27 protein-coding genes, 1 pseudogene and 1 riboswitch are annotated in these 25,479 nt (G+C 40.0%); of the genes and pseudogenes, 3 read left to right on the top strand and 25 right to left on the bottom strand.

The window, feature by feature from the left end; genetic code table 11:
- Positions 1–59: 59 nt before the first annotated feature.
- Positions 60–2,618 (bottom strand): peptidoglycan-binding protein, encoded by a 2,559-nt coding sequence (locus tag EFT72_RS04685; protein ID WP_124065751.1) that lies wholly within the window; start codon positions 2,616–2,618, stop codon positions 60–62.
- 324 nt (positions 2,619–2,942) lie between these two features.
- On the opposite strand from EFT72_RS04685, the gene EFT72_RS04680 reads away from it, so the two are divergent.
- From EFT72_RS04680 to EFT72_RS04670, 3 genes are all read left to right on the top strand, one after another.
- Complete coding sequence (locus EFT72_RS04680) at positions 2,943–3,482, top strand: sigma-70 family RNA polymerase sigma factor (RefSeq protein WP_124065750.1); 540 nt, start codon at positions 2,943–2,945, stop codon at positions 3,480–3,482.
- A gap of 13 nt (positions 3,483–3,495) precedes the next feature.
- Positions 3,496–3,966, top strand: coding sequence for a phage holin family protein (locus EFT72_RS04675; protein WP_124065749.1), 471 nt, complete (start codon positions 3,496–3,498; stop codon positions 3,964–3,966).
- A 142-nt stretch (positions 3,967–4,108) separates the two neighbouring features.
- The gene (locus EFT72_RS04670) at positions 4,109–5,059 is read left to right on the top strand and encodes a hydroxyacid dehydrogenase (protein WP_164473076.1); all 951 of its coding nucleotides are present in this window, start codon (positions 4,109–4,111) and stop codon (positions 5,057–5,059) included.
- Here EFT72_RS04670 and abc-f read toward each other — a convergent pair.
- The 24 genes and pseudogenes from abc-f to EFT72_RS04560 all read right to left on the bottom strand — a co-directional run bounded on the left by abc-f (position 5,046) and on the right by EFT72_RS04560 (position 25,478).
- Positions 5,046–6,905, bottom strand: a complete 1,860-nt coding sequence (abc-f, locus tag EFT72_RS04665) for a ribosomal protection-like ABC-F family protein (protein WP_124065747.1) — start codon at positions 6,903–6,905, stop codon at positions 5,046–5,048. The genes EFT72_RS04670 and abc-f overlap by 14 nt on opposite strands.
- Before the next feature lie 18 nt (positions 6,906–6,923).
- Positions 6,924–7,688, bottom strand: coding sequence for an exodeoxyribonuclease III (locus tag EFT72_RS04660; RefSeq protein ID WP_124065901.1), 765 nt, complete (start codon positions 7,686–7,688; stop codon positions 6,924–6,926).
- A gap of 94 nt (positions 7,689–7,782) precedes the next feature.
- Entirely contained in the window at positions 7,783–8,097 is a 315-nt protein-coding gene (locus tag EFT72_RS04655; RefSeq protein ID WP_124065900.1) for an energy-coupling factor ABC transporter substrate-binding protein, read from the bottom strand.
- Positions 8,098–8,100: 3 nt separating this feature from the next.
- Complete coding sequence (locus tag EFT72_RS04650; RefSeq protein ID WP_124065899.1) at positions 8,101–8,850, bottom strand: energy-coupling factor ABC transporter permease; 750 nt, start codon at positions 8,848–8,850, stop codon at positions 8,101–8,103.
- Positions 8,851–9,027: 177 nt separating this feature from the next.
- Positions 9,028–9,212, bottom strand: a riboswitch (cobalamin riboswitch).
- 27 nt (positions 9,213–9,239) lie between these two features.
- Entirely contained in the window at positions 9,240–10,070 is an 831-nt protein-coding gene (locus EFT72_RS04645) for an ABC transporter ATP-binding protein (RefSeq protein ID WP_124065746.1), read from the bottom strand.
- 34 nt (positions 10,071–10,104) lie between these two features.
- The gene (gene cbiQ, locus EFT72_RS04640; protein WP_124065745.1) at positions 10,105–10,878 is read right to left on the bottom strand and encodes a cobalt ECF transporter T component CbiQ; all 774 of its coding nucleotides are present in this window, start codon (positions 10,876–10,878) and stop codon (positions 10,105–10,107) included.
- Between the two features lie 116 nt (positions 10,879–10,994).
- The gene (locus EFT72_RS04635) at positions 10,995–12,635 is read right to left on the bottom strand and encodes an ATP-binding cassette domain-containing protein (protein WP_124065898.1); all 1,641 of its coding nucleotides are present in this window, start codon (positions 12,633–12,635) and stop codon (positions 10,995–10,997) included.
- Positions 12,636–12,793: 158 nt separating this feature from the next.
- Positions 12,794–13,450: a hypothetical protein gene (locus EFT72_RS04630; RefSeq protein ID WP_124065744.1), complete on the bottom strand. Its 657-nt coding sequence runs from the start codon at positions 13,448–13,450 to the stop codon at positions 12,794–12,796.
- Positions 13,451–13,732: 282 nt separating this feature from the next.
- On the bottom strand, positions 13,733–13,906 hold the full coding sequence (locus tag EFT72_RS19170; protein WP_164473075.1) for a hypothetical protein: 174 nt from the start codon (positions 13,904–13,906) through the stop codon (positions 13,733–13,735).
- A 177-nt stretch (positions 13,907–14,083) separates the two neighbouring features.
- Positions 14,084–14,851 (bottom strand): hypothetical protein, encoded by a 768-nt coding sequence (locus tag EFT72_RS04625; protein WP_124065743.1) that lies wholly within the window; start codon positions 14,849–14,851, stop codon positions 14,084–14,086.
- A 75-nt stretch (positions 14,852–14,926) separates the two neighbouring features.
- Complete coding sequence (locus EFT72_RS04620; protein WP_124065742.1) at positions 14,927–15,346, bottom strand: phage holin family protein; 420 nt, start codon at positions 15,344–15,346, stop codon at positions 14,927–14,929.
- Between the two features lie 2 nt (positions 15,347–15,348).
- Positions 15,349–15,459: pseudogene (locus EFT72_RS04615) on the bottom strand (XkdX family protein); the annotation flags it as partial.
- Positions 15,460–15,559: 100 nt separating this feature from the next.
- Entirely contained in the window at positions 15,560–15,784 is a 225-nt protein-coding gene (locus EFT72_RS04610; RefSeq protein ID WP_124065740.1) for a hypothetical protein, read from the bottom strand.
- An 11-nt stretch (positions 15,785–15,795) separates the two neighbouring features.
- Positions 15,796–16,221, bottom strand: coding sequence for a hypothetical protein (locus EFT72_RS19445; RefSeq protein ID WP_206426606.1), 426 nt, complete (start codon positions 16,219–16,221; stop codon positions 15,796–15,798).
- A gap of 17 nt (positions 16,222–16,238) precedes the next feature.
- Positions 16,239–16,799, bottom strand: a complete 561-nt coding sequence (locus EFT72_RS04605) for a hypothetical protein (RefSeq protein ID WP_124065739.1) — start codon at positions 16,797–16,799, stop codon at positions 16,239–16,241.
- A 3-nt stretch (positions 16,800–16,802) separates the two neighbouring features.
- On the bottom strand, positions 16,803–17,342 hold the full coding sequence (locus EFT72_RS04600; RefSeq protein WP_124065738.1) for a hypothetical protein: 540 nt from the start codon (positions 17,340–17,342) through the stop codon (positions 16,803–16,805).
- 7 nt (positions 17,343–17,349) lie between these two features.
- Positions 17,350–17,964 (bottom strand): YmfQ family protein, encoded by a 615-nt coding sequence (locus EFT72_RS04595; RefSeq protein WP_124065737.1) that lies wholly within the window; start codon positions 17,962–17,964, stop codon positions 17,350–17,352.
- Between the two features lie 3 nt (positions 17,965–17,967).
- Positions 17,968–19,941, bottom strand: a complete 1,974-nt coding sequence (locus EFT72_RS19440; protein ID WP_206426605.1) for a hypothetical protein — start codon at positions 19,939–19,941, stop codon at positions 17,968–17,970.
- Between the two features lies 1 nt (position 19,942).
- Positions 19,943–20,995: a baseplate J/gp47 family protein gene (locus EFT72_RS04585; RefSeq protein ID WP_124065736.1), complete on the bottom strand. Its 1,053-nt coding sequence runs from the start codon at positions 20,993–20,995 to the stop codon at positions 19,943–19,945.
- A complete protein-coding gene (locus EFT72_RS04580; RefSeq protein WP_124065735.1) occupies positions 20,992–21,393 on the bottom strand; it encodes a DUF2634 domain-containing protein in 402 nt (133 codons plus the stop codon). The genes EFT72_RS04585 and EFT72_RS04580 overlap by 4 nt, the downstream gene beginning before the upstream one ends.
- Before the next feature lie 8 nt (positions 21,394–21,401).
- Positions 21,402–21,695: a DUF2577 family protein gene (locus EFT72_RS04575; protein ID WP_124065734.1), complete on the bottom strand. Its 294-nt coding sequence runs from the start codon at positions 21,693–21,695 to the stop codon at positions 21,402–21,404.
- A 10-nt stretch (positions 21,696–21,705) separates the two neighbouring features.
- Positions 21,706–22,683: a hypothetical protein gene (locus EFT72_RS04570; protein ID WP_124065733.1), complete on the bottom strand. Its 978-nt coding sequence runs from the start codon at positions 22,681–22,683 to the stop codon at positions 21,706–21,708.
- Entirely contained in the window at positions 22,680–23,405 is a 726-nt protein-coding gene (locus EFT72_RS04565) for a hypothetical protein (RefSeq protein WP_124065732.1), read from the bottom strand. The genes EFT72_RS04570 and EFT72_RS04565 overlap by 4 nt, the downstream gene beginning before the upstream one ends.
- Positions 23,406–23,414: 9 nt before the next feature.
- Positions 23,415–25,478, bottom strand: coding sequence for a tape measure protein (locus EFT72_RS04560; RefSeq protein ID WP_124065731.1), 2,064 nt, complete (start codon positions 25,476–25,478; stop codon positions 23,415–23,417).
- Position 25,479: the final 1 nt, after the last annotated feature.

The following is a 25,479-nucleotide window of genomic DNA, read 5'->3' as shown; positions in this document are numbered from 1 at the left end:
AATGGGATTGAACAGAACTATTTGTTTCATTCAATCCCATTTTAGTATGAAATTTTTAATTACTTATATACTGGTATCTCAAAGCGTAGAAAAGGATTTGCAGCTTTGTCATACAATGGTTTATAGCTAGATATTTGTGATATCGCCCATCTGACATCAGTTGCATATTGATGTGTACCCGTAGAAGCAGGATTCCATCTCATTTTATATAACGTGTTTTGCAAATAAGAATTGTTTATATATTGTGATGCAATCCATTTAGCACCTCCGGATATAGCTGCTTCTGGAGTAAACCATCCCTTATTGTATGCAGTTTTAGATCCTTGTCCTACTGGATCACTATCTACTGCTCCTATTCCGTACATATTATATACAGTTTTTCCTTGAACAACAACACCCGTTGCAAGTTGACTTGTTCCTTTTCTTGTTTCTAGTGAAGAATGTGCTGCTAAATATACTTCAGATATATGATAGGTATTTGCAGCTTCTATATATACCTTCGCCATCCCGGACAGAATCCCTTTATCGCTTAGGAAATCATTTAACTCATCAACACTTAGATTTGCTACCGCGGATAAGTCTAAAAATTGATAGAGAGAGTCACCCGTACAATAATTCTTGGGATCTAAATATTTTAAGACTTGGTTATTTGATGCATCTAGCCATTTATTACCTGCATCATACTGTGGTCTCTTGGTCATCTCAATTTCTAAAGCAGATTTTAAACTAATATCATACTTTACATATAAAATTTCTCCTTCTTTATTATCATCATTTGGAATCGGAATTACTTCTCCAGAATTGTTAATTATTGTATTATCATCCTGAATAATTCTTCGTATATCTAAAATATTTGTTTTATAATCCGCAATTGAAGATATTCGTACATTTTGATTGGCAGGATCTAATGAATTAGGATTAGGATTGTTTCCATGTTCATCAATAAACTGTCCATTCCCTGCATAGAGACCGACATGGTCAGGCTTTTTATCTCCACCCCAATCAAATAAAATCAAATCCCCTGGCTTCATATCTTCGTAGCTCACCTTTGTTCCTCTATCTATCTGGACTTTGGTAGTACCACCAATATTAATTCCTAAAACTGTCAAATATACCGAAGATGTAAAATCAGAACAATCCATATACGGAGGAGGATTTTTTTTATCAAGAACCATTGTTGTTATGATCGTATTAATACAATAGGGTATCTTACCAATCCAGTATTTCGCCTCTTCAATAATCGCCTCTCTACAGGATTCTGAATTGCCATGGAGAGTACCTGGTTCAGAGGTTTGTCCTGAACCATCATAGGGCATTGCAGATTCAGATTCCAATACTTCCCATGTTTCAGAACCTACAATCCCATCTACAGACAATCCATTAATTCTTTGAAAATTGATTACTGCCCGATAAGTCCCGTTACCAAAGATACCATCTGCTCCTGTACTTCCACAATTGTATTTTAACTCTATTAAACGAGATTGTAACTTCTCTACCAACTCCCCTTTACTACCTATTTTCAAAATATTACTGGTTGTATCATTTTTAACAGCTGAGTCAGAAGTAAGTGCTTCCCAGGTTTTCTTGCCTACAATACCATCTGGAGTCAATCCATTTTTCTTCTGGAATAGAACTACTGCATCATATGTCCCACTTCCAAAAGCACCATCCGCCCCTGTACTTCCACAGTTATAACCTAACTTAATAAGTACTGTTTGAAGTTTTTTAACGTATTCTCCTTTATCTCCCTTTTTTAATGTAGGGGTCGTATTTGGATTTGGAACTGCATTTTCTGAATATAATACTTCCCAAGTCTTTTTTCCAACAATTCCGTCTGCTGATAAACCATTTGCTGTTTGAAATTCTTTAACTGCCTTTACAGTTCCTGATCCAAAGTCTCCGTCTGCTCCTGTACTGCCACAGTTATACTTTAAATCTATTAAGAGATTCTGTAGACGAACGACTGGTGTTCCTTTACTTCCCTGCTTTAATAGAGGATACTTCGAACTATCATAATCGATTGCTTCTCCTGAATTTAATACTTGCCATGTTTTTTTCCCCACAATTCCATCTGCAGTCAAACCGTTCGCTCTCTGAAAAGCAATTACAGCATTAGAGGTACCAGCTCCAAAGCTTCCATCAGCACCTGTATTTCCACACTTATATCCTAAAGCAATTAATTTCTTCTGAAGTTCTTTTACCTTTGAACCGGAACTTCCTTGCTTTAAAGTGGGGTAACTTTCTTCAGAATTACTATATAGCTCATTCAAAGTTGACTTTCCTGCCATACCGTCTTCAGTTAAATGATGTTCTTTTTGAAACGTTACTAAAGCATTGTAAGTACCTGTTCCAGCGATTCCGTCAACAGTTCCAGAATAATATCCTTTTTTCTTCAAAGCCTTCTGTATTGGACTAATATCTTCTTTTAGCGCGTTCCAAGTTCCATTTCCAACTTTACCATCAGCAGACAACCCTTTTGATGTTTGATAACGTTTGACTGCAGTTGTTGTTGCTGGCCCAAAGATCCCATCCATACTCTTTGGATTAAAACATTTTATCCTTAATCCATATTGCAAATACTTTACCGTATTCCCTCGACTACCTTCTACTAGTAACATAATTTTACCTTCCTTTATATTTATTGAATTTGCAAACTCAATAATTAAAAAGATAAAATAATTACATTTGTAAACTTGAAATTACTCTTTGTCACTTTAAAGTACTCAAATCACGCCTATTTTAATTCATATTTTAAAGTTACTATATACTTCTCATTGAGTCTATAATTATGAACTAATTTCTTATTAAGTTAAAGGTTTTATGTTATACTTTTTATAGCATTTTGCATTCGTTTATATAATTAAATTATCTTAGTTACTTTTTTTATTCCTTAAGTTTACAATTAACCCCCTTTTTTCTTTATACCTTTTAGGAGGGGAAAAATGGGGGATCAATTAAATGAACTTATTCATGATTTTAAAAATGGAGAAAAAGAAAAATTCATTCACATTGTAGAGATAATGAAGCCACTAATTAATAAGTATACACGTATTTTATACAAGGATGAAAAAGATGACATGCAATCAGAATTTGTACTTTGTCTCTTGGAATCGATAACTAAGATGAAATACTGTAACGAAGAAGGTCAGTGTGTTTATTTCTTAAGCAAAGCTATAAAAAACAAGTTTCATGAATTGTACAATAAAAGTAAACTGCATTTTGATAAAGAAACCAGTGTAGATGATGAATACTTAATAAACATTAATTTTAAGCAATCTGAATATGATGATTGTATTATCTACATAGACTTAAGAAATCTACTTTTAAAAACAGAAGGAAAACAATATCAGATTTTATATTCCATATTGTATAATGATGAATCAGACACAGAAATAGCAAAGAAATTATTTATCTCCAGACAATATGTAAATCGTATCCGGAAAAAAACCTACAATCTATTAAGAGAAGCGTATTTTAAGTAAAGAAGGTTAACGTATGGAGAAAAAATTAATTATGGAAAAAAGCATGGTGGGTATAACCAGTGCATGGATCATGGACAAGTGGGGACTTCTCTTTCCAGCAATCATGCTATTAACAATACTTATGATAACAGACTATATATCAGGAATGCTTGCTGCAAAAAAAGAAGCCTTAGATTATCCAGACAACAAAAACTATGGTTGGAACAGTAAAAAAAGTCTTATCGGAATTTATAAAAAAGTTGGCTATCTATTGTTAATATTAGTAGGTATTAGTACCGATTTTATCTTATTTAAGTTTTCAATACAAATTGGAATAAAATTTGAACATAATACTATATTTGGATTAATGGTATCCGTTTGGTTGATTATTAATGAATTGCTTTCTATTTTGGAAAACGCAGGACGTATGGGAGCAAAATTACCTAGTTTTCTTAATAAAGTTCTAGCAGAATTACATAACAGCATAGAGAAAGACTTAAAATAAAATGAACAGCTTCCTGATCTGGCCTGATCCAGTAAAGAAGCTGTTCATTTCTATTTTTTGTAGGGCGAAGTTTGTCTTGTCACCATACTTTTGTTATGCTAGGATAAGTTTAAATAAATATTCGTTGCAGAAAGGAGAATCTATGTTTAAAATATTAATCCCAAGAACCATATCAGGCTCCGGTGTGGAGTATTTAAAGCAAAAGGGATGTGAAATTATACAAAAGGTTCCGGTCTCCAAGCATGACCCCATACTTTCCAAGTGCGATGCCATTCTAACCGGCCCATCCAGATTTCAATATGATGATGAGGTACTGCGTTCATGCAAAAATTGCAAAATAATAGCTAATTTCAGCGCTGGTGTGGAACATATTGATCTTTTATCTGCCAAATCTCTGGGTATTCTAATCACCAATTCAGGTAATGCAAATTCCAATTCTGTGGCAGAACATACCCTCGCCTTAATGCTTGCTTGTGCAAAAAATCTATGTATCATGTCCGATGCAGTTAAAAAAGGAGATTTTTCTGTAAGGAAACGGGTTTTAAACGTAGAGCTTAAAGGTCTGACGCTTGGATTAATAGGGTGCGGAAATATCGGAAAGCAAGTAGCCAAGAAAGCTTCCTTCGGCTTTGACATGAATGTACTTGTCTACGACCATCATCTGACTGCTGAGAATGCTCCTGCGTTTATCACTCCTGTATCCAACCTATCTGACCTCTATCAGTCGTCAGATTTCATATCTCTGCACATTCCTTATACCGAGAAGAACAAACATCTCATAGCAAAAAAAGAGTTGGAACAGATGAAAAAATCTGCAATCTTGATTAATGTATCCCGTGGTGGCATTATAAATGAAACAGATTTAATTGATGCTTTAAAAAAAGGAATCATCCATGGTGCAGGGCTTGATGTCTTTGAACAAGAGCCCGTTCCTGCTGACAGTGAATTATTAACCCTTACCAATCTCATTGTTACTCCCCATTGCGCTTCCAATACGGAACCTTCCCTACATAATATGGAACTCTATGCAGCAGAGGATATCTGGCGAGTGTTACACGGAGAACCCCCAAAGTTTGCGGCTACTGGTTTTTAATCTGTTCCGCCAGTTCATTGAGTTCCAGCCAACGCTCCATTTTATCATTGAGGCACGTTTCTTTCTCCTCTTTTTCTTCCATTAGTTTTGCCAGCTTACTGTAATCACTGGCAGCCTTTAATATCTCGTTTTCCAGTTCCTCAATGGAATCTTCCAAAGAAGTAATTTCATCTTCTATGGTATCCCATTCCCGCTGCTCATGAAAGGAGAATTTTAACTTCCGTTCTCTCTGTTTTTTACCTGGATTCGTTTTCTCCTGGGCAGCGGTCTTTTTTTCTTTCTTATCGCTCTGCTCCAAAATACCTTCCGGATGTTTCTCACTATATGCCGCCTGATAATCAGTAAAACCACCTTCATACTGGGTAACCATCCCATTCCCCTCAAAAGCGAAGATACGACGTACCACACGGTCTAAAAAATACCGGTCATGGGAAACGGTTATCACGATTCCCGGAAATGACTCCAAATAATCTTCCAGAATGGTAAGCGTCTGAATATCTAAATCATTAGTGGGCTCGTCAAGAAGTAGCACGTTTGGAGCTTCCATCAGAATACGAAGCAGATAGAGTCTCCTTTTTTCTCCTCCTGACAGCTTTTCAATAGTGGTATACTGCACACTGGAAGGAAATAGAAACCGTTCCAGCATCTGAGAAGCGCTAACACTTCCATCTTTGGTCTTTACATATTCAGCCGCTCCCCGTATATAATCAATGACTTTAAGCCGACCATCCAATTCCTCATTTTCCTGGGAGAAATACCCCATCTTTACCGTCTGCCCCACAGTAATCGTTCCTTCATCCGGTTCCACCCATCCAGCGATGATTTTCATTAAGGTTGATTTCCCACCCCCGTTTGGTCCAATGATACCGATGCGGTCATTTTTTAATAATATATAAGTAAAGTCCTTCATCAGTACTTTATCCCCATATGCCTTACTAATCCCTTCTAGTTCTACTGTAGTACGTCCCAGACGGCTCTCAATGGAATCTAATTCAACGGCTTGGTCTGTCTCCAATCCTTTTTGGTCTCTCAGGGTTTCATAACGTTCAATATGCGCTTTTTGTTTTGTAGAACGTGCTCTCGCTCCTCGCTGCATCCATTGAAGCTCCACCCGGAGAATGGACTGACGTTTCCGCTCTGAGGCTTCTAGAAGATCCAGCCGCTCTGCTTTTAGTTTTAAATACTCTTCATAACACCCCTGGGTGCTCTCTCTGTCGGCTCCGCCGCCATTCACCTTGTTTGTTTGATAACTGAAGAGCTTCCCTTTATCTAGTTCTACAATCCGGTTGGTTACGCTGTCTAGAAAATACCGGTCATGGGTAACCATCAAAAGCGCACCATTAAAACTACGCAAGTACTCTTCCAACCATTCTGCCATGCTGCTGTCCAAATGGTTAGTCGGTTCGTCAAGAACCAATAAATCGGCAGTAGAAAGAAGGACACTGACTAATGCTACCCGTTTTCTCTGCCCGCCGGAAAGAGTCTCTACCAGGATATCAAAATCCGTAAATCCAAGTTTGGTCAGCATGGTTTTTGCCTGGCTTTCTAAATCCCATACATGGTCCTGCCCCTCATTCTCACGGACAATGCTGGTAAGGATGGTATCTCCTTTGTAAAATTCCGGGTTCTGGGGCAGAAAACGGACGGTTAAATTCCGTCCTTTCACCACTTTCCCCTCATCTGGTTCCTCTAGGCCTGCCACAATCTTTAAAAGCGTAGATTTTCCGGTTCCGTTGATTCCGATTAAACCGATTTTCTCCCCTTCGTTTATGCTAAAGCTAGTATCATCAAATAAAAGCCGCTCGGTATAGGATTTTGTCATATGCTCTATGGTTAATAAATTCATTCTTTTCTTATCTCCTGTCTATTCCTTTTCTCGAATCACCAGCTCCACCGGGCAATGATCTGAACCTAACACTTCCGAATGAATGGCCGCACTTACTAGCCTGTCCTTAAAACACTGGGATACACAAAAATAGTCAATCCGCCATCCTGCATTCTTTTCTCTTGCTTTAAACCGGTAGGACCACCAGGAATAAGCCTCTTCCTGTTCCGGATAAAAGTGACGGTAAGTATCAATGAATCCATGTTCCATTAGGGCCGAGAATTTTTCTCTTTCTTCGTCCGAAAAGCCTGCATTTTTACGATTTTTTTTTGGATTTTTCAAATCAATTTCCTTATGTGCCACATTCAAATCCCCACAGAAAATAACCGGTTTGTCCTCTTCTAATTTCTTTAAATATTCATAAAATGCTTCTTCCCAGGTCATTCGGTAGGGAAGACGAGCCAACTCATTTTGAGAATTTGGAGTATAGCAAGTCACCACATAATAGTCTTTATACTCTGCCGTTATGATTCGACCTTCCTTATCATGTTCCTCGATATCCATCCCATACGTCACACGGATCGGCTTCTCTTTTGTAAAGATCGCTGTCCCAGAATAGCCTTTCTTTTCGGCATAATTCCAATACTGTTCATAACCTTTTAAGTCTAAGTCTATCTGCCCTTTCTGCAGCTTACTTTCCTGAATGCAGAAAATATCTGCATCCACTTCATTAAAATAATCCAAAAACCCTTTATTGACACAGGCACGAATGCCATTTACATTCCAAGAAATCAATTTTTTCATCATTCATCACCTCTTTTTAAAGATAGTGTTAGTATACCATTATCCCAGGCATTAGAAAAGGGAAGAATTGGCATTCTTCCCTTTCACTTCTTGCTTATGCTTGTTTTTCCTGCCATTTTTTACGTTCTACAAACCGGCCCATGAAAAATGCCAATATTCCCACTCCAATTCCTGTCTGGAGACAAAAAAGAAGGCTCTCTACTTCTCCGGGAAGCTCTCCCCCAAGCAAAGTTTCAAGAACAGGAGTAAACCACGGTTCATACTCCGTTCCCTGAATGCTGGTAATCATCTGGCTTCCAGCGTCATCCGAACCACCAAACTCTGCTCCTTTTTTGGTGAAAAGGGGAACAATAGCGATTAAACACACAATAATAAGTAAGACTGTAATGATTTGTTTTTGTTTTCTTATCATTTAAATCCCCTCCTTTGCAAATCCAATGGATTTTAACTCGGGAATCGCATAGGTTTCAAGTGTCATGATAATGACAGTGGTCAAAATTCCCTCAATGATTGCAAGCGGCAGCTGTGTCGGTGCAAAAACACTTAAAAATTTAACTGCGGATGCACCCATGCCTCCTGTCGGAGATGGATAAGCAAGCGCAAGTTGAAGACTGGTAACACAATAGGTAAGCAAATCTCCTAACATGGCCGCAAGAAAAATACTGACATATCTATGTACTTTACATGCCTTACATAATTTATAAATTCCATAAGAAACCAGAGGACCCGCAATTGCCATGGAAAATGTATTGGCTCCAAGCGTCGTCAGACCTCCATGTGCCAATAAGATCGCTTGAAAGATCAGCACAATAATTCCCAGAATGCTCACCGCTGCTGGTCCAAATAAAATCGCACCCAGTCCAGTTCCTGTCATATGCGAACAGCTTCCGGTTACAGAGGGGATTTTAAGCGATGAAATGACAAAGATAAAAGCTCCCGACATGGCTAGTATGGTAACTGCCCTCCTGTTCTCCCGCAACGTTCTCTTAATTGAGAAAAATCCAGCGACCAGAAACGGGATACAAATCGCTCCCCAGGCAATGCAATACCCCACGGGAAGGTATCCCTCCATAATGTGCATTCCATAAGCACTTGGCACAATTGCAAAAACCATAGCCAATAATACTGCAAGTTTCATGATTCCTTTTTCTTTCCTACTCATAGTTATTCTCCTTTCATCTTTCATGCCCGCACGTTCAAGCCATAAAGGTATGCCAGAATGGCGCTGCAATAAAATAAGCCCCCGGATCTGATAATTCCCACTCATCAGACAGGCGCTTGCTGGGGTACTTTTGTACACAAAAAAGACTCCCGGCATTCGGTCATCGCTCGTAACCGGATGCGTCGTAAAGTAAAAGGCAGGTCTTCTGACTTGTGTCTCATAGCATTCGCTCTTCTTCCCAGTTTCCCAGTGATTGTTAAGCTTTGCTCCTCACTTACAGCGGCGGGACCGTAAGGGATTTTCACCCTTTTCCCTATTATCCTGTGGAGAATTACACAGGCACCTTTCACATAAATACGATTGTATTGTAGTCGTTATTAACAAATCTGTCAATCAATTTCTAAAAGCTTATCCAGTTCTATGATATCTTTCGGACTTTCTTTTGCAATTTTCAATTTCCCATGTTTTACCAGATTATGATAGACTTGCAGCAAAATAGGTTCTTTTAAGTTAGCTTTGTTTAGCAGGGCCTTATCTTCAAAAATCTCACGAATCCTTCTATCGCCTATGATTTTCCCATCAGAAAAAACCACACCTCGATCCGCCCATCGGTAAGCGAAATCCACATCATGGGTAGAAATCAAAAGAGTTTTCCCCATATCTGATAACTGATCAAGCACTTGTTCCAACATTTTTACATTCACCGGGTCTAAGGAAGAGGTCGGCTCATCGAATAAAATAACCTGAGATTCCATAGCTATGATATCTGCAATGCTGACCCTCTTTTTCTCTCCTCCACTTAAATAGTGGGGCGGACGGTCTTTTAGATCCTTTAAGTTCATACAGTCCAGGGCATGCTCCACACGCCTTTTCACTTCTTGCTGCGGAAGTTTCAAATTCATGGGACCAAAGGATATTTCTGCAGACACCGTGGAGGCAATGATCTGATTATCTGCATCCTGAAATACAATTCCCACATGCTTTCTTAATTCGTTTAAATTCTTGTTTTGTATCTCCTTTCCCTGGTAAAAAATCCTGCCAGATTGCGGTCGCAGTACCCCGTTTAGGGTTAAAAAACAGGTAGATTTCCCTGCTCCATTGGATCCAAGCACCGCTATCTTTTCTCCCTTTTTTACCGATAGATTGATTTCCCTTAATGCTTTCTTCCCGTCGTTATAGGAAAAGCTTATCCCTTCTGCCTGTAACAGCATTTCTTCCATCGCTCATTCCTTCCTTTTCTTTTGCTTTTCACCCTCAAGCTTTCGATGATATGAAAAAAACAACCAGCAACAGAGTAAAATAGCAGACAACCGCTCCTACTTGTTTTGATTTTACCGGCTTTTCTTCTTCCAAAAACAAAAGTTCCCCCTCATAGCATCTTGCCTCCAGCGCGTCATAATAGGTGTTGGATTTTTTCAAAGAAACCAGAAATAGATTTCCTGCAATCCTGCCAAAGGACTGACAAGAAGTCTTAAAATCACAGTACCCCATACGTGACGCTGCCGCCTGTTTCATGGTACGCTGCGTATTTAAAATAACAAAAATAAACCGATACACCAGATTCATTAGTTCTACAAAAATCTTTGGAACGTGAAGTCTTCTTAGTACACCGATTACCTCTCCTGCCGGAGTAGAAAGCACAAGCATGTACATGGCACTGACTGCCGCCATGGCTTTTAAGATTAGTCCCAACGCCAGTTGTGCTCCTCCTTGGGGAAGATACACAAAACTTTTTAAAATAGGAAACAATATCTGCCCTTGGGGGTGCGCAGATATGTCAATTGCTATGGCAAAGGTACCAAGAACCAGAAATGCCAATGGAATTCGTAAAAACACGACATATCTTCTTAGAGGAAGTCCGCCTGCCAGTGTTGTTACCGCTCCCATCGCGAGAAATATCACCACAGATATCAATATGGAGTTGACTCCAATGCAAAAGAGCAGCGAAGCTGCTGCCACAGCTGCTTTTAACTGAGGGTTTATCTTCCTAAGTTTAGAAGTATAGGCATAATAGTCAATACAATCCATTCTCTCACCTCCTTACAAGGCTGATTATAAAACATTGGTACCGGTTATGCAACAAAGAAACAGCCCTCTTGAGATAACTATAGTTTTATCTCTAAGAGAGCTGTTTTTATATGATTTTATTTATTCTCATCTACCTGTTCATCCGATAGTGTAAATACCTGTCTCTTACGAGCCATCTCATCACTATCCAGATACTCATCATAAGTGGTGATCTTATCAATCAACTGACCGTTTACGATCTCCATAATCCGATTAGCAGTGGTCTCAACAATCTGATGATCTCTTGACGAGAAAATAAGAACGCCCTGGAATTTAACCAATCCGTTGTTCAGTGCTGTAATGGACTCCATATCTAAATGGTCGGTCGGCTCATCAAGCATGAGAGAGTTGGCTCCAGAAATCATAAGTTTGGAAAGCATACAACGGACTTTCTCTCCTCCGGATAATACTTTTACCTTTTTTACACCGTCTTCCCCTGCAAACAACATACGTCCAAGGAATCCTCGTACATAGGTTGCATCTTTCTCTGGGGAATACTGGGTTAACCAATCAACAATGGTGTCATCGTTGTCGAATTCAGCGCTATTGTCTTTTGGGAAATAGCAGTGGCTAGTGGTCAGCCCCCACTTATATTCGCCTTCATCCGGTTCCATATCACCTGCAAGAATCTTAAAGAGAATGGTTTTCGCATACTCATTTGGACCCACCAGCGCCACTTTATCTTCCCGGTTTAACGTAAAGGAGATATTATCCAGAACCTTAACCCCGTCTATGGTCTTTGATAGGTTAATGACACTTAATACCTCATTCCCAATATCACGGGCTGGCCTGAAATCAATGTATGGATACTTCCGGCTGGAAGGTTTGATGTCGTCTAGTTCAATCTTTTCCAATGCTTTTTTTCTAGAGGTAGCCTGCTTTGATTTGGAAGCATTCGCGGAGAAACGTTGGATAAAGTCCTGAAGTTCCTTCATCTTTTCTTCTTTCTTCCGGTTTGCCTCTTTCATCTGTTTTACCATAAGCTGACTGGATTCATACCAGAAGTCATAGTTTCCTGCATATAGCTGTATCTTGCTATAATCAATATCTGCAATATGCGTGCAGACTTTATTTAAGAAATAACGGTCATGGGATACAACAATTACCGTATTTTCAAAGTTAATCAAAAACTCTTCTAGCCACGCAATGGCATCCAAATCCAAATGGTTGGTCGGCTCGTCCAAAAGCAAAATGTCCGGATTGCCAAACAATGCCTGAGCAAGAAGAACCTTTACCTTCTCTGCACCGGTCAGATCCCGAATGAATTTGTAATGCAGATCTGTCTCAATTCCAAGACCATTTAGAAGGTTTGCTGCGTCGGACTCTGCTTCCCAGCCATTCATGGTAGCAAATTCGCCTTCTAAATCTGCTGCTTTAATGCCGTCTTCATCGGTAAAGTCTTCCTTCATATAGATAGCTTCTTTTTCTTTCATAATTTCATAAAGTCTGGTATTTCCCATAATAACGGTATCCAGCACCTGTAATTCATCATATTTGAAATGATCCTGCCTTAAGAAGGAAAGTCTCTGTCCTGGAGTGATTACAATATCACCGCTGGTCGGCTCCAGTTCTCCGGAAAGTATCTTTAAAAACGTGGATTTTCCTGCGCCATTGGCACCGATCATACCGTAGCAGTTGCCTTCGATAAACTTAATATTTACATCTTCAAACAATGCTCTCTTTCCGAGTCTTAACGTTACATTATGTGCACTAATCATCTTAAAATCCCTTTCTGCATTCTGGTTTTCATCCATCGAAACCACCAAAATAGGGGCATCTGGCCCCTTACTCTGTCGTCTCTCTTATTGTACATGAAAATCCCGATTTTGCAAGCCCTTTATCAAAAAAGCCCTGCATCTACGGGATTCTCAAATATCTATTTTACAGCTTCAACTTTTAATGGGAAATTGGATTTGCTGCCTGCATCATAGGTCACGGTAACGTAAGTCACTTTTACCATGTCTCCACTTCCATTGCTATCATCGGTTGCCTTACCAAGAACTCCGGAATCAAGTCCTTCGCAGTTATCTTTCATAAATCCCATCTGCGAGCCATCTTTTCCCTCGATTAAAAATGTACTCATGGCTTGATCCTTCACACTGCCAGTCATCTCTTTAATCTCCATACTCTTTTGAGCATCTAGTACCAGTACAACCTTTGCATTGGTCGTATCAGAACCAGAAATCTCTCCTTTGTAAATGATGGATACAGCCACATCTGGCTCCAAAGCATAGGAAGTCTCTACAACAACATTATTTAAATTAAATATGGTTTCTATATTATCGTTCAACACGGTGATTTTATCCATGTTCTCGGAAACACGTTTAATCTTACCGTTTAAAATCTTGAATTCTTCTGTCTCACCTGGTGCCTCTGTGCTTGCAGATGTTTCTGATTCCTTTGTCTGTGAAGTCGCTGATTCTGCTGTCACCGGTGTTTCCTTTTTCCCTTCCCCGTTATTTGCCGATTTTCCACATCCTGCCAATAAAACTGTCATACAGATCGTCAATGCGATCATTAAGTTTTTTTTCATAAGTATCCTCTTTTCTGTAATCTGCATTACCTATGATTTCTCCTTTAGTATATCATTAGAATGTGAAAAATTTTTATCTTTTTTCTTAATTATATTGTATAGTTGGCTAAAATGGGGGTTTTTCGCTTAAAACCTAGGGTTTAGAGACTTTTCGTCTCACCACCTTTTACCACCTAAATGCAGTCAAAACCATGCCTCATGCAGTCAAAATGCAGTCAGAAAATGATATGATTCTACTAGAAAGAAAGGCGGGTCCAAAAAACCGGATACCCGCCTACTTCTTTAACTAACAACCACAATTATTGTCATTACTCCAACGGCAAGGAGCATTGTTACAGCCGTCGCGATAGCCTTCGCAATAGCACCTTCTTTTTTCCTCCGCGCAAGGATCATTGCATCTATCATTACAATCGCTGTTACAATTGTTATTACGATTATTGTTCCAATTGCATCCACAATTATTTCTACAGCCCTGAGAACAACTCATATAAAGCACCTCATATTTTTTTAATTATATATTAGTATATGGACGCATAGACTAGTTGTGAATATATAAAATATAAGGCTTATCCCTCCAATCCCAGATACTGCAACGCCCCATCCTGATCTGGTGTGCGTTTCATTAAGCCTGGCTTAATAATACTCCGGCATTACATTTGGATACACTGCACACTCTAATTTGTATCCTGCTCTGTCTTCAAAATAATAATACTCTCCATCAACCTTATTCCAGCCAGAATACGCATATCCGTCGGAACCAAAATAGTACTTATGATGATTAATGATCTTCCAACAGGATTTATAATAAGTGGTCTCAGTGTCAGCGTACCACCAGCCATTTAAATCATTGTGCCAGCCAATTTTATATGCAACCTTTATCTCCGAACCTTTTGTAAGATTAACAGCTACATGATGTCCGTCGCATAAAAGAACATCCCCAGGCAAAAGATATTTATCACTGGAAAGATACTTTTTATCCATCAACAACTCAAATCCAACAGCAGTTAATGCTTTTCTTAATGTACTTGTTGTGTTCGATGGATTAATTGCTTTTAGCTTATCTATATTAAGAGTGTTACCTGCTGCAATAATATTGGCAGACGTAGAAGCGCTGCAATCTGACTCACAAGCGGTTTTTATACTTGCAGGATTCCAGTTTACTGCTTTTAAATTATTATAGTAGGTAAGTCTTTGGTTTTGGTCATAACCAACCTCGTCATTATTAGCTGCAGCCCTAGAAACCTCCGCAATCTTTTCCGCAACGTTTGCATCAGGATATCTTAACACGCAAGACCAAGGACGGTCATACCAATTAATAACAGCGTATTCAGTTTCGCTCTGATCTCCTGCCTTACCACCTTTGTATTTTTTATTTTCATCATGCCCACAATTACATATCATAAATTCAACTTATCCTTTCAATAGAAAAGGACCCAGAATATCCCAGGTCCGTAAAGTTGCGACAATCGCAACAGGTTATTCAGTTACCTCTGCTTTCTTTGTTAATATATCAATTGCTTTGGATAGAATTGCAGGAAGGGGAAGTCCCATAAGTCCCGCATTCTCCACGATGGAGATTAACTCATTCGCAATAAAACCGATAATTACTGCATTTCTTATGTAGTCCGTACCAATGATCAGATCCAGCCGATATGCAATAAGAACAAATAAAAGGGTCATACACTTTTTGCATAGCCCTCTCCAGCCGGCCCCGGAAGCCAACGCTCCAGAATTAGTCTTCTTGCTTTTCTTGAATACTCCTGCAACCGCTAAGCCGGATATAAAATCAATGGCCATAAAAAGGACCAGAGTACCGATTCCGGTATCCCAGCCCCCAAATAACGATGCTATAACACTTCCCACAACTCCTGCGGTTGTACATAATATATTCTTCATTTTTATTTACTCTCTTTCTTCTCATATTCTTTTCCGGTAATCTCTTTGAACTCGTCCTCCGTGATCCAGCGGCTAACCGCATTGTTTACCATATAAAGATTCCATAACTTCTCATCATATAATCTTTAACCTTATTAAATTTCCTCATCAGCTGCCTCCATTTTGAAACCGGACATCATGGATAAATACTCTATTTGAGCCTTCAATTTATTATTAGACTTTTTTTACTTCCTTAAGTTCATTCTCTAATACCTTCTCTTTCGGTGTAATAAAAATCAATTTATGGTTTTCTGGATCAGAAACGTCCACTCTATCTATCAGAACTTCGTCCGGTATCTCCTGATATATTCCAAGTAATTTATTGGGAATATTCTGGTTGTCACCATACCTCACTGAATATATACTACCTGTTTCATCGTAAACCGCAAAACAATTCATAGAAACCTCCTTTATTTTATAAACTCAATTTTTCTAACAATAAACTGAGCGTGTGTTATATACAATCGATTATTGAAATAAGGATTTATATATAAAAACACATGTTCGTTTATGTCTGTAACGTCTATGTCGCGAAACCTAGCTTCTGGATATACAGAAAGTTCCATAGTACGGGTTACTATTGTCTTTTTATCTGTTTTGATTAAAGAAAAACGACAGTTTATTTCACGGTCATCTACTCTCGCCTCCATAGTCCCACTATATGTTATTCTTATCTTACTAAATGGAGTTACATTTACAGATAATTTACTTACTATTGAAGAAAACTGTTTTTTATTAACATCTATGTAATCCGCATCAAGTATTATTCCATTTGAATTTGTGTAATATTTTTTTACTATGCTGTGAGGATGAATTCGGAACCCATTGGTCAGCACTCCCGAAAAGGTTCCGTTTAAAAAGACGTTTGTCCTACTGCTAAATAACTATAGTCCACCATTTCACCCACTACACCGCCTATATTAACTCCCTTTTTTATATTCCATGGTTGATAGTTTGGTATATCCTGCTGAATCCAATTAACACCATTTAAATAATGGCCATTTCTAACACCAAGATTGATGGTTCCTCCCCAATTCGACATACCTGTTGCCCGTACTCTATCAGTCCCTGAAACGTCTGCATTTTGCCACGGAATCCCTCCATTGACTTTAACACCATTTACCCAACCACTCCGACCACTTAGCATAGAACCGGCATCTACGTTCCCCGAGGTCTGGCTTGCTAGGCTATTTGCTGTTACCTTTCCACCGCCATTATGATACCCTGCTGGGATTGTATAACTTCCTCCAGCGTTAAGATTTGGTTTTACCGCTCCACGATTTGGCATGGTACCCGTCAAAGGTTCCCCTTGTTTATCAACAATTACCTTGCCAGCTAATACATCAGGTGCAGTTGCATTTATTACATCCAGATCTGCCCCTCCACCGCCTTTTAAAATAATACATTCTGCCATATCTTATACCCCCTTCATCTGAATCTGAAAGTCTACTGCTGGTTTTTTCTTGTAGCAATAGACTGCAATACTCCCATTACCGGAAACCGCACGGTTTACGCAATCGTAAGCTTTGCTTTGCAGGTCTACGTCTGCTGCAGTGATTCCGTCCGACAGGTACAGGCTTACTGTAGGTCTGTCAGTCTCAACCATACCCGAAACGTTCACTGTCTGAGTGTAGGGAGCCGAACTGGTCCAACCTGCAGCAGTCAAGGTTACCTCTGTCACATGAATCAGTTGGCTTACTGCTTCATGTGAGTCTTGAATAAATTTTTTCACTTTACCTAAAAACACTTTTGTAGATTCACCGGCGATTGGAATTGGAAAAGGTGTATTAATGGTTTCCAGTGTTTTTACCACTGTTTCCGATACATCTCCGCCAATAGAATTTGATTTTTTAGATATTTCCTCGTCCAGAGTCTCAAAATTATCCGTAATGTCTAATATATCAATCGGATCCCCACCTTCAGGAATTTTTAAATTTAGATTTGCTGTAGTTTTCATGTTTCAATTATACCTCCTTCAAAGTTCTAATATTATTCCAGGTAAAGCCCTTCACGCTGGCCCAGCTTCTATCTATCAGTTCACCCCAGGTTGTGTAACGATATTCAAACGAATAAGAAAGATGAGCAGGCTTAATATCTTCCAACATGGAAATAAATGCACTCATATTTCTCGGAATCCCCTTAATACCGATAAAACGCACTGTGAAATGATTGTTTGGATTGTCCTCTATCACTTCGATCTCCCCACCTGAAAATGTTTCTGCTGTCTCCTTTATCATCTGAGCTGTTGTGGTACCCTGCCCCCGGAGCTTTGCCGTAAGGATCTCCCGACGCTGTTCATAGGAAAGAGCCATGTTGGTTGTAAGACCATAAACTTCCTCCCACCGGGTCAAACCCCAGGTTGCGGTTGAGATGAAGCACTGGTCCAGCAAGTCGGAAAGCTCATGTTCCAACAGCCCCACCAAATATCCTTCCGTTTCATATATGGATTTCAGTTCCCTGACCTCTACCAAGAAGGGTGGTGCGTATCGGACAAGATCTACATAATACTCTTTTTGCTCCTCGTCATTGTTTTTATCCTGTGCATATTGGACTCGTCCGTATTGATTTTTTCCATACATGACTTACACCCCTTTCAGATCGTCCCAGGTTAGTCCAGTCTCTTTTAGATATGTACTATCATGGTTATGAGTTTTGGATGCTGCGTCTGTGATTCCGTATCCGGCCAGCGTGGTAGGATTTGTCCCCCCCGTTACATGCCCCTGCGCATTGACTGTTACAGATTTATAAGTTCTTGCAGTCACGCCGCTATTTGGGTGTGTATAGACTGTATCTGTAAACTTGGCGCTGGACGGTACGTCTGCGTTTACAGCGTGACCGTTCACAGTAGCTGCGTCTCCTCCATTCGCAGGCATAGTAGAGGGAAAATCTGAGATGTCATTTTTTTTATGTTTATGCCCTGCAGCTGCGGCGCCAACCTGTGCTGCCGTTACTTCGTGAGGATTGTTTTTATCACCCACATGAATGTAAGCAGCATCCCAATGGTCAAGAAATGCCTGGGTGATTTTATCTAATACACTTTTATTTGCATGAACGTGATTCTGGCTAATATCTACATCTGCAGCCGTTATGTACCCCGTATCATTTTCGAATGCTGACACCTTGTTTGGTTTATCAAACAGGCTACTGTATTTCCCATCAAATGTAGACCATATTTTCCAACTCCCCCATTTATTATTGTAAAATGATCGGTATGCCCAGCCTTCTCCACCGCTGCGGAAGATTAACAAATGCCAGCTATCTGTGTAGTTACTTTGAATCAAGAAACCGGATGTCGTATTTAACCAAGGTGATTTGGCATTGTTATCCGCTCTAACTGGGGTTATCGACCCTTGTAAAACTTTTATTGGAACAAATGCATCATAGTCAATTATTTGTATCGCATTAGAAAGCCTTTCCGCACTTCCGCCATTAGCCGGAAGGGAAGATGGTTTACTTTTAATAAAAGCATCTGATGTTGAATCAGATTCATTCCAGTCCGCCTGTACATTTACCTCGGCACCTGCTGCTACTTTGGCCAGCTTATTTTTTTCGGAATTGGTATAATCATTGGTGGAAAGCCCCTTTCCTTCCACAGTATCCACCTTTTCAGAAACCGTATTCCAGGCTTTCCGTTCTTCTGCTGTTACATGCCTTACTGTATCGGAAACATGAGCATGAGCTGCGTTCCACCGATCAACTAGAGGTTTGGTAACTTCATCAAGCAGGGATTGATTGGAATGGGTATGCTTTTTACTGTTCGCATCATCATAAGAAGTCTTATCTTCCTTTGTCAGAAGCCCATCAACACTCTGGGTGGCTTTCGGGATTGCATTGGCGGAGATAACCACCCACGCGGATCCACTGTAACGATAGGTGTAATCCGTGTCCTTTACATTGACTGTCCAACCGTCCTGTGGATCCGGATAAACTTCTGCGATATCCGCAAACGTAGCAACTGATTCCTTCCAGTCAATCGCATTTTCCAAAGCAGAAAATTTATTATCAACCTCATTTCGGGTATATTTATCCTCCCAGTTTGGTTTATTACTTTGAATCATGCTCCTGATTGCATCTTCTGCTGATATAGCTCTGGTCTTTTCCGCAGACAGATTATCTTCCAAAATATTTTCAACCATCTTCGCCCTGGTTGTTTCTGCGGTCAGTTTATCAGCGTTATCCTCCTCAGAAATTTTCGCTCGGCTAGCTTCTGCGTTAACTGCTTCCTGGGTACGAGCCATTTCTTCTTGAAGCCGGTTTACGTCTTCGGCTTCCACGGTATCTCCCTCAGTCTCATAGCTAATATAAACAGTAGGCACATTGGCATAGATTCGTATAACTTGCTTCCAGGGAGTATGACTAGGCGTGGAAAGTGTATAGCTTTGTATTTTTTTCCCTGTTAATTTGGGACCACTATAAACGGCAAGGGTGAAGGTATTGATGTTACCATGTTGCAAAGGAGCATTGTAAACACCCCCTACCAGATCCACCTTTTCCTCCATCACATAGATATTTCCGTCTATTTTGTTTAGCTTCTTGCTAAATTTCGCAATGTCCAACTTAAATCACCTCCAAAACGATGTTTCCAGGAACAGCAATTTCCTCATCCTGCAATTCCTGGTTTCCGGCTTCCCCATTAATTAGCAAATTCGTAAAATCATCTACACCTATTGTATTAAGTAGAAGATTTCCGATCTTAGCCAAGCTGATATAGGAAACGCCAAATGCATTTTCCTGAAGGTATTCTGTTATAGCATTACTGAAAAGGTTCTGAACCGTTCCTAGATTTAAACCATTTTTTAATTTAATATCAGCAGATATATTCATTCCTTTTTCCTGAGCGGACACAACTGACACATCGGCACCGATTGGGCGGACTCCTTCAATATGATCTTGAACTTGCCGTACCAAATCAGCACCTGCAGCAGATCTGTTTATATCCGCAATAACAACCTTAACAGTACCTGGACCATTCCCCAGAGGAAAGACTTTTACTGCTCCAACCCCTTCACATTCCAGTGCCCAGTTATAATAATCGTACCTGTTTCCTCCAGTAGATGGCTTTTGGATCTTTGTAAGAAATCTTCTCCTCAAATCATCGTCTGTCTCTTCATCGGATCCCGCATTTAGTAGATTGGTAAGCCGTGCAGATGTGAGTCCCGGTATGTAGTCAATGGCTATAAGCTGTCCGGAATAGTTGTTACCAGATTCACCTGCAGTTTCGCATTCCATCTTATATATAAATTCATCAGCTTTTTTCTCAACAAACTCTTTAACTCGGTAAGTTACATATTGGGGGTTTGACAATATCGAGAACCTACTTCCTATCGGAATTTGTATATTAAACACGCCCTCTTTCATAGCGGTAGTGGCATTTTTTCGCTCTAATCTTACTTGTGAAACCAACCTATCAAGATAAGTTCCCGCAGCCGTATCCGCATATACATTATTCTGAAAAAATGCAAGATCCAAATAGATACCTTCCATATACCAACTGGCGGGGCTAAGAGCTGTTTTTACAATTGATCCCTCTCTCTTGTCAATCGTATCAGGTATCAGATCTAGCTGTGATCTTAAAATATTTTCATAAGTTTTTTTACTAAAATCAATCAAACTTTCACCTCCGCCGGTACCATACCAAATATAGTTTTTACATCAAAGGTACATTTCACTGTCCCTAAGCTTACTTCAAATATAAAGTTATCTACAGAAAGGATCCTTGAATCCATTGAAAAAGCCTCCTTGATACGACGTTTTAACATGCTAGTTACGTACTCCGGAGGTTTTCCAGTTAATTTATTAAGTTCCCGCCCAAAATTAGATGTGTAGATCTGATACTGATATCGTTCAACATTTAATATGATATTAATCGCCTGCTTCATTGCAAGCAATCCTCCACCGACTTTCTTTATACAGCCAGTACTTTCATCAATTAAAAATGTTTCTGTTGGATACTCCTTTGCTTCTGATTTACGCGCATCAGCTCGAGAAGATTCTGGTAATGTTTTCATAGTATCACCTACACTTTCGATATTATAATATAATTCTGCCCGGCATTAGCTTTCAAAGTCAAAACTTTGTCCCCAGCTTTCAATCCTGGATTTATGACCGCAGTTTCTCCTTGAATGGTAATAGCCTGATATTTTACATTGTCTGTCAGGACTGCCACCGGCTCTTTAATCGTCAGCTGCATGGCCTGTAGTTTTATTGTCAACGGGGACGTAGAAACCACAGTAGCGTAACCAGTATCCAATAGGTCCATAGCCCTCACTGTATCAATAACAATAGACTTTATTCTCTCTATTAATTCCATTCCACCCTCCTTAAATATTTATGATTTGTGCATCAAGGCTCATGGTATGTTCTTCGTTAGAAAAAGTATGTTTTACCTTATCCAGTAATAGGAAAAGTCCTTCAGAAAGTTCAGGGACATCCTTGATCTTGAACTTTGCCATGGCTCCTGCCTTTAGCCCAGGTATTCCGCCAACACCGTCAACTGATATTGTTTTAAGTACCCTGTCATAATAAGCCATCATGATGTTTCCTTGTTGGTTGATCTGCGCTTCATTTAAGTTTTCATCCACTTTTACATATTTCTGCAAGAGGCCCCACTTTTTTATTGTGGTGCTGTCGCTAAAGTTGTAAGTATCTCCTTGTCCAGTATCTTTGTTATCGCGGACAAGTTTTACCTGATTAAAAGTATCTGAGTCTATGTCCGATTTATAGGAATAATCCGTTATGATACTTCCATTTCCAATAAGAATACTGGACTTCAAATTCATAGCTTCTATCAAGCACAATTTCCCAAAATCGTCAAAAAACACAAAGGTCCTTCCAGTATTATACTGGGTAAGCTGAAGTCCGTACTCAATAATGTCCAAACATTCTGTGCTAACCTTGGTAAGGGTAGGTATAACGTACCCCGTATCCTCCAATAAGCCAATCTGCAGCTGCATATCTGTAGCTACTTGCTGTATGATCTCCCCCAGCTTCTTTCTCTCAAAACTGTAACTAGCATTTGACTTTAAATACCTTAGCTGATCATAAGCAGTGACAGAAACAATACCCCAACGGTCCTGCTCTGTCACAAATACAAACCCTAAGAAAACACCTATCCCATCCACATAAAACTGAACCTTGGCCCCTTCTGTCAGGTTTATGGCTTTTTCCTGCATGAAGGAAAATGTCAACTTACCCGCACTGCCATTCCGGTTTGTGGTATACGTGACTTTTTCCGTAATCGGTGCATAATCATACATGGTATTCGAGTCAGTGTTGTAAATTAATAATTTATAATTCATCCAGTCACCTGCAGCTGATCTGCCTTAATCCAGCCACGACTTCCACCGATCAGGATCGGATAAGGTCTAGAAGCGTCTGGAATAATCCTTGAAACAGTTGTTGATAAGTTGTTTGCCGTGCCTGTGGGCTTATCTCCATAACTACTGCTGAAATAAGTACCATTTGCAATGACCGTGGCTCCCACACGTAGTTCAGGGGTTGCCGATAATGGTCTTGACTCCTTCTCCGTCTGAATTGAATCCGAGCCTGCCGTACTTTCCTGCGGTAACGATACTTTGATCGGAGCAAAATCTCGATACTCTTTAAATTTAATTTTGTAATATACATCTCCTGCCTCTCCACCCTTTTCCGTAGTTTCAAAGCCATCTATTACTGAACTGATATTCGTATCAAACATTCTACTTCCCATAGCATCGTACCGGCTTATGACGAGGTCACATATCTCCCGATTATCCCTAGCGTCAATAATGGCTTCCAAATAATCTTCTGGGTTCATCCAGTCATTACCACAAATCAACGGATCATCACGATCTCCTGGAAAATACGATTCCCAGGACACCTCCATTAAAGCCGGCAACCTAGGAATTACGATCTCTCCTTTATCCAAAATATTATAGGTCTTATTGTCTGAAGGATAGGAAATAGTATACTCTTTCGGATTAACAGGGAATTCAATCGTATCTCCTCCCATATCAGCAAAAAATTTATATTTGTTCCGCATAATTTCCTCCTATCCTGTAGCAACATTACTGCTAGAAACATGTTGAACTCCCAACGCATTATTTAAAGCACCGAGCACAGCGTCAATATCGGATCCTCCCCCTCCTGCAACATTCTGTCTAACAGAAAGATTCGTTTGTGGTACAGTAAGATTCACCATTGCCACGTACTGTCGTTCTGACAGATCTCGGAGAAGCTTGATATTTTCATCCGCAATGTTTACGTCCTGGTCAATCTTACCAACACTGCCGACCTTATCAACGGTTCCAATATCACCGGTTCCGTTATTGCCGGTTCCGGTCGAACCGTCGTCACCTGCTGCTTTTCTTACTGCTTTCTCTTTTGCATCCTCTATTCCTGCCAGCCGCTTTTCCCTTGCCTCACCAGCTGCCTTTTGCGCTCTGTCAAATTCTGTTTTCCACTCAGCTTTAGCACCTGAAATTGCTTCCTTTTTTCTTTCAAGTTTCGCTGCTCGCTGTTGCTGTTTCATCTGTTCTTCCATGGCTGCACCAGAGGCAAATTCTACGTGATCTATCAAATCAATCGATACACCTGGGATATTGTTTGCCATACCAATCAGTTTATTAAACCGGTCGATTGCTCCATTTACAAGATCCTGCAAAATTATTAGGGCATTGACTTTCATATTCCCGAGAGTATTAAGCACTTTCACACTGAATGAGTCAAACGCAAAAACGGCGTCCAGCGTTCCGCCCTTGATCATGGACCACGCTACCATAAAACCTAGCTTCAACCGATCCGCATGCGTCAAGACTTCGTTCACGCAAATTAGCCAAGCTATTTGAATGCCTCCCACCGATTGCACCCAACTGTATATTTCTGCAACTACAGCAGCAATAACGATAGCAATATACGTCAATGGATTGGACATTAAGGTTGCAAAGAATGTTGCCGCTGCTCCGTTTGCGATCCATTGAGATACGGTATATATCCCCCAGCACGCCGCTGCTCCCAAAATCCCTGCTGCAACCCCGTAAAACACGGGTGCTATAGAGGACCAGTTCTTATAAATAAATGCCGCTCCTTGTCCAATTAGCTGAATAACCGGCTGGAATGCCTGAAGTAGAGAATTAGCAATCGCTATCCCTACCTGTTGGAACGTCATAGACGTAGAGTCAAATTCCTGGTTTATCTTATCTGTGGCGCTCAGCATTGCATTTTTAACAATCCCAGCTGTAATCTGACCGTTTGATGCCATCTCACTAATTTTTTCAACAGGAACATCGAGATAATCCGCTATTGTCTGTATTACGTTTGGTGCAGCCGCAAATATTGTGTTTAAATCCTCTCCCTGTAGTACCCCAGTTCCCATTGCCTGAGTAAGCTGCAGAGATGCGGCAGAAATTTCCTGTTGACTGGCACCAGCTATGACAAACTGTTTGTTTAAATTCTCAACAAAAGCCACTACTTCATCACTTCCAGAAAAAGCGCCCCCCGCACTTATCCCCAACTTTGCAACCACGTCCGCTGTCGCGAGGTAGCTTGTTCTTGACCTCTGCGAAGACTGGAAGATAGCATCCTGGATTCTTTTAGTCTCCCTGAGGCTTTTGTTTAGTGACTCAGATCCCTGCGAGCCTGTATTCGCCGCAGGGGACTGAAAGCTTTTATTCATCATGTTAATGCGTGCTGAAGTTTGTGTCATCTTGTCAGATATATTAAACAGATTTTTAAATCCAGACGCGACCGAGACCACTTTTTTAACATTTGACAGCAGATTTCCTGCCGAATTATTCGTTTCTTTTACCTTACGATTATGATTATCTTGCTCCCTTGCGGCTTTAGATGTATTGTTTGCTATTTTGATCAGCTGCGCTTCCATCTTATCGAAACCAGAAGAAGAGATTTCATTCGCTGACTCACCAATCTGTCTCATATTTGTTATAACAGCTCCAGTAGCTCCGCCAATCGACCGACGCATGGTTCTTTCTGTTCTCGTTACGGATTGATCAATGCGCCCCATTTGGTTGATGGCAGTATTTCCAAGATTAAGAAACCTGGAAAAAGATGCACTGAACTGATCACTAAGTATTAATTCTTCTCTTATCTCTCCCATA

Origin of the sequence: Clostridium sp. E02 (assembly GCF_003833015.1) — a bacterium.
GTDB lineage: Bacteria > Bacillota > Clostridia > Lachnospirales > Lachnospiraceae > Lacrimispora.
The sequence above is the reverse complement of the archived record's forward strand: the minus strand, read 5'-3'. Positions and strand labels throughout refer to the sequence as shown.

Coding starts and splice junctions, on each gene's coding strand:
- EFT72_RS04685 (WP_124065751.1), bottom strand. CDS start 2,618: ATGTTACTAGTAGAAGGTAGTCGAGGGAATACGGTAAAGTATTTGCAA.
- EFT72_RS04680 (WP_124065750.1), top strand. CDS start 2,943: ATGGGGGATCAATTAAATGAACTTATTCATGATTTTAAAAATGGAGAA.
- EFT72_RS04675 (WP_124065749.1), top strand. CDS start 3,496: ATGGAGAAAAAATTAATTATGGAAAAAAGCATGGTGGGTATAACCAGT.
- EFT72_RS04670 (WP_164473076.1), top strand. CDS start 4,109: ATGTTTAAAATATTAATCCCAAGAACCATATCAGGCTCCGGTGTGGAG.
- abc-f (WP_124065747.1), bottom strand. CDS start 6,905: ATGAATTTATTAACCATAGAGCATATGACAAAATCCTATACCGAGCGG.
- EFT72_RS04660 (WP_124065901.1), bottom strand. CDS start 7,688: ATGAAAAAATTGATTTCTTGGAATGTAAATGGCATTCGTGCCTGTGTC.
- EFT72_RS04650 (WP_124065899.1), bottom strand. CDS start 8,850: ATGAGTAGGAAAGAAAAAGGAATCATGAAACTTGCAGTATTATTGGCT.
- EFT72_RS04645 (WP_124065746.1), bottom strand. CDS start 10,070: ATGGAAGAAATGCTGTTACAGGCAGAAGGGATAAGCTTTTCCTATAAC.
- cbiQ (WP_124065745.1), bottom strand. CDS start 10,878: ATGGATTGTATTGACTATTATGCCTATACTTCTAAACTTAGGAAGATA.
- EFT72_RS04635 (WP_124065898.1), bottom strand. CDS start 12,635: ATGATTAGTGCACATAATGTAACGTTAAGACTCGGAAAGAGAGCATTG.
- EFT72_RS04630 (WP_124065744.1), bottom strand. CDS start 13,450: ATGAAAAAAAACTTAATGATCGCATTGACGATCTGTATGACAGTTTTA.
- EFT72_RS04625 (WP_124065743.1), bottom strand. CDS start 14,851: ATGATATGTAATTGTGGGCATGATGAAAATAAAAAATACAAAGGTGGT.
- EFT72_RS04620 (WP_124065742.1), bottom strand. CDS start 15,346: ATGAAGAATATATTATGTACAACCGCAGGAGTTGTGGGAAGTGTTATA.
- EFT72_RS04610 (WP_124065740.1), bottom strand. CDS start 15,784: ATGAATTGTTTTGCGGTTTACGATGAAACAGGTAGTATATATTCAGTG.
- EFT72_RS04605 (WP_124065739.1), bottom strand. CDS start 16,799: ATGGCAGAATGTATTATTTTAAAAGGCGGTGGAGGGGCAGATCTGGAT.
- EFT72_RS04600 (WP_124065738.1), bottom strand. CDS start 17,342: ATGAAAACTACAGCAAATCTAAATTTAAAAATTCCTGAAGGTGGGGAT.
- EFT72_RS04595 (WP_124065737.1), bottom strand. CDS start 17,964: ATGTATGGAAAAAATCAATACGGACGAGTCCAATATGCACAGGATAAA.
- EFT72_RS04580 (WP_124065735.1), bottom strand. CDS start 21,393: ATGAAAACATTACCAGAATCTTCTCGAGCTGATGCGCGTAAATCAGAA.
- EFT72_RS04575 (WP_124065734.1), bottom strand. CDS start 21,695: ATGGAATTAATAGAGAGAATAAAGTCTATTGTTATTGATACAGTGAGG.
- EFT72_RS04570 (WP_124065733.1), bottom strand. CDS start 22,683: ATGAATTATAAATTATTAATTTACAACACTGACTCGAATACCATGTAT.
- EFT72_RS04565 (WP_124065732.1), bottom strand. CDS start 23,405: ATGCGGAACAAATATAAATTTTTTGCTGATATGGGAGGAGATACGATT.
- EFT72_RS04560 (WP_124065731.1), bottom strand. CDS start 25,478: ATGGGAGAGATAAGAGAAGAATTAATACTTAGTGATCAGTTCAGTGCA.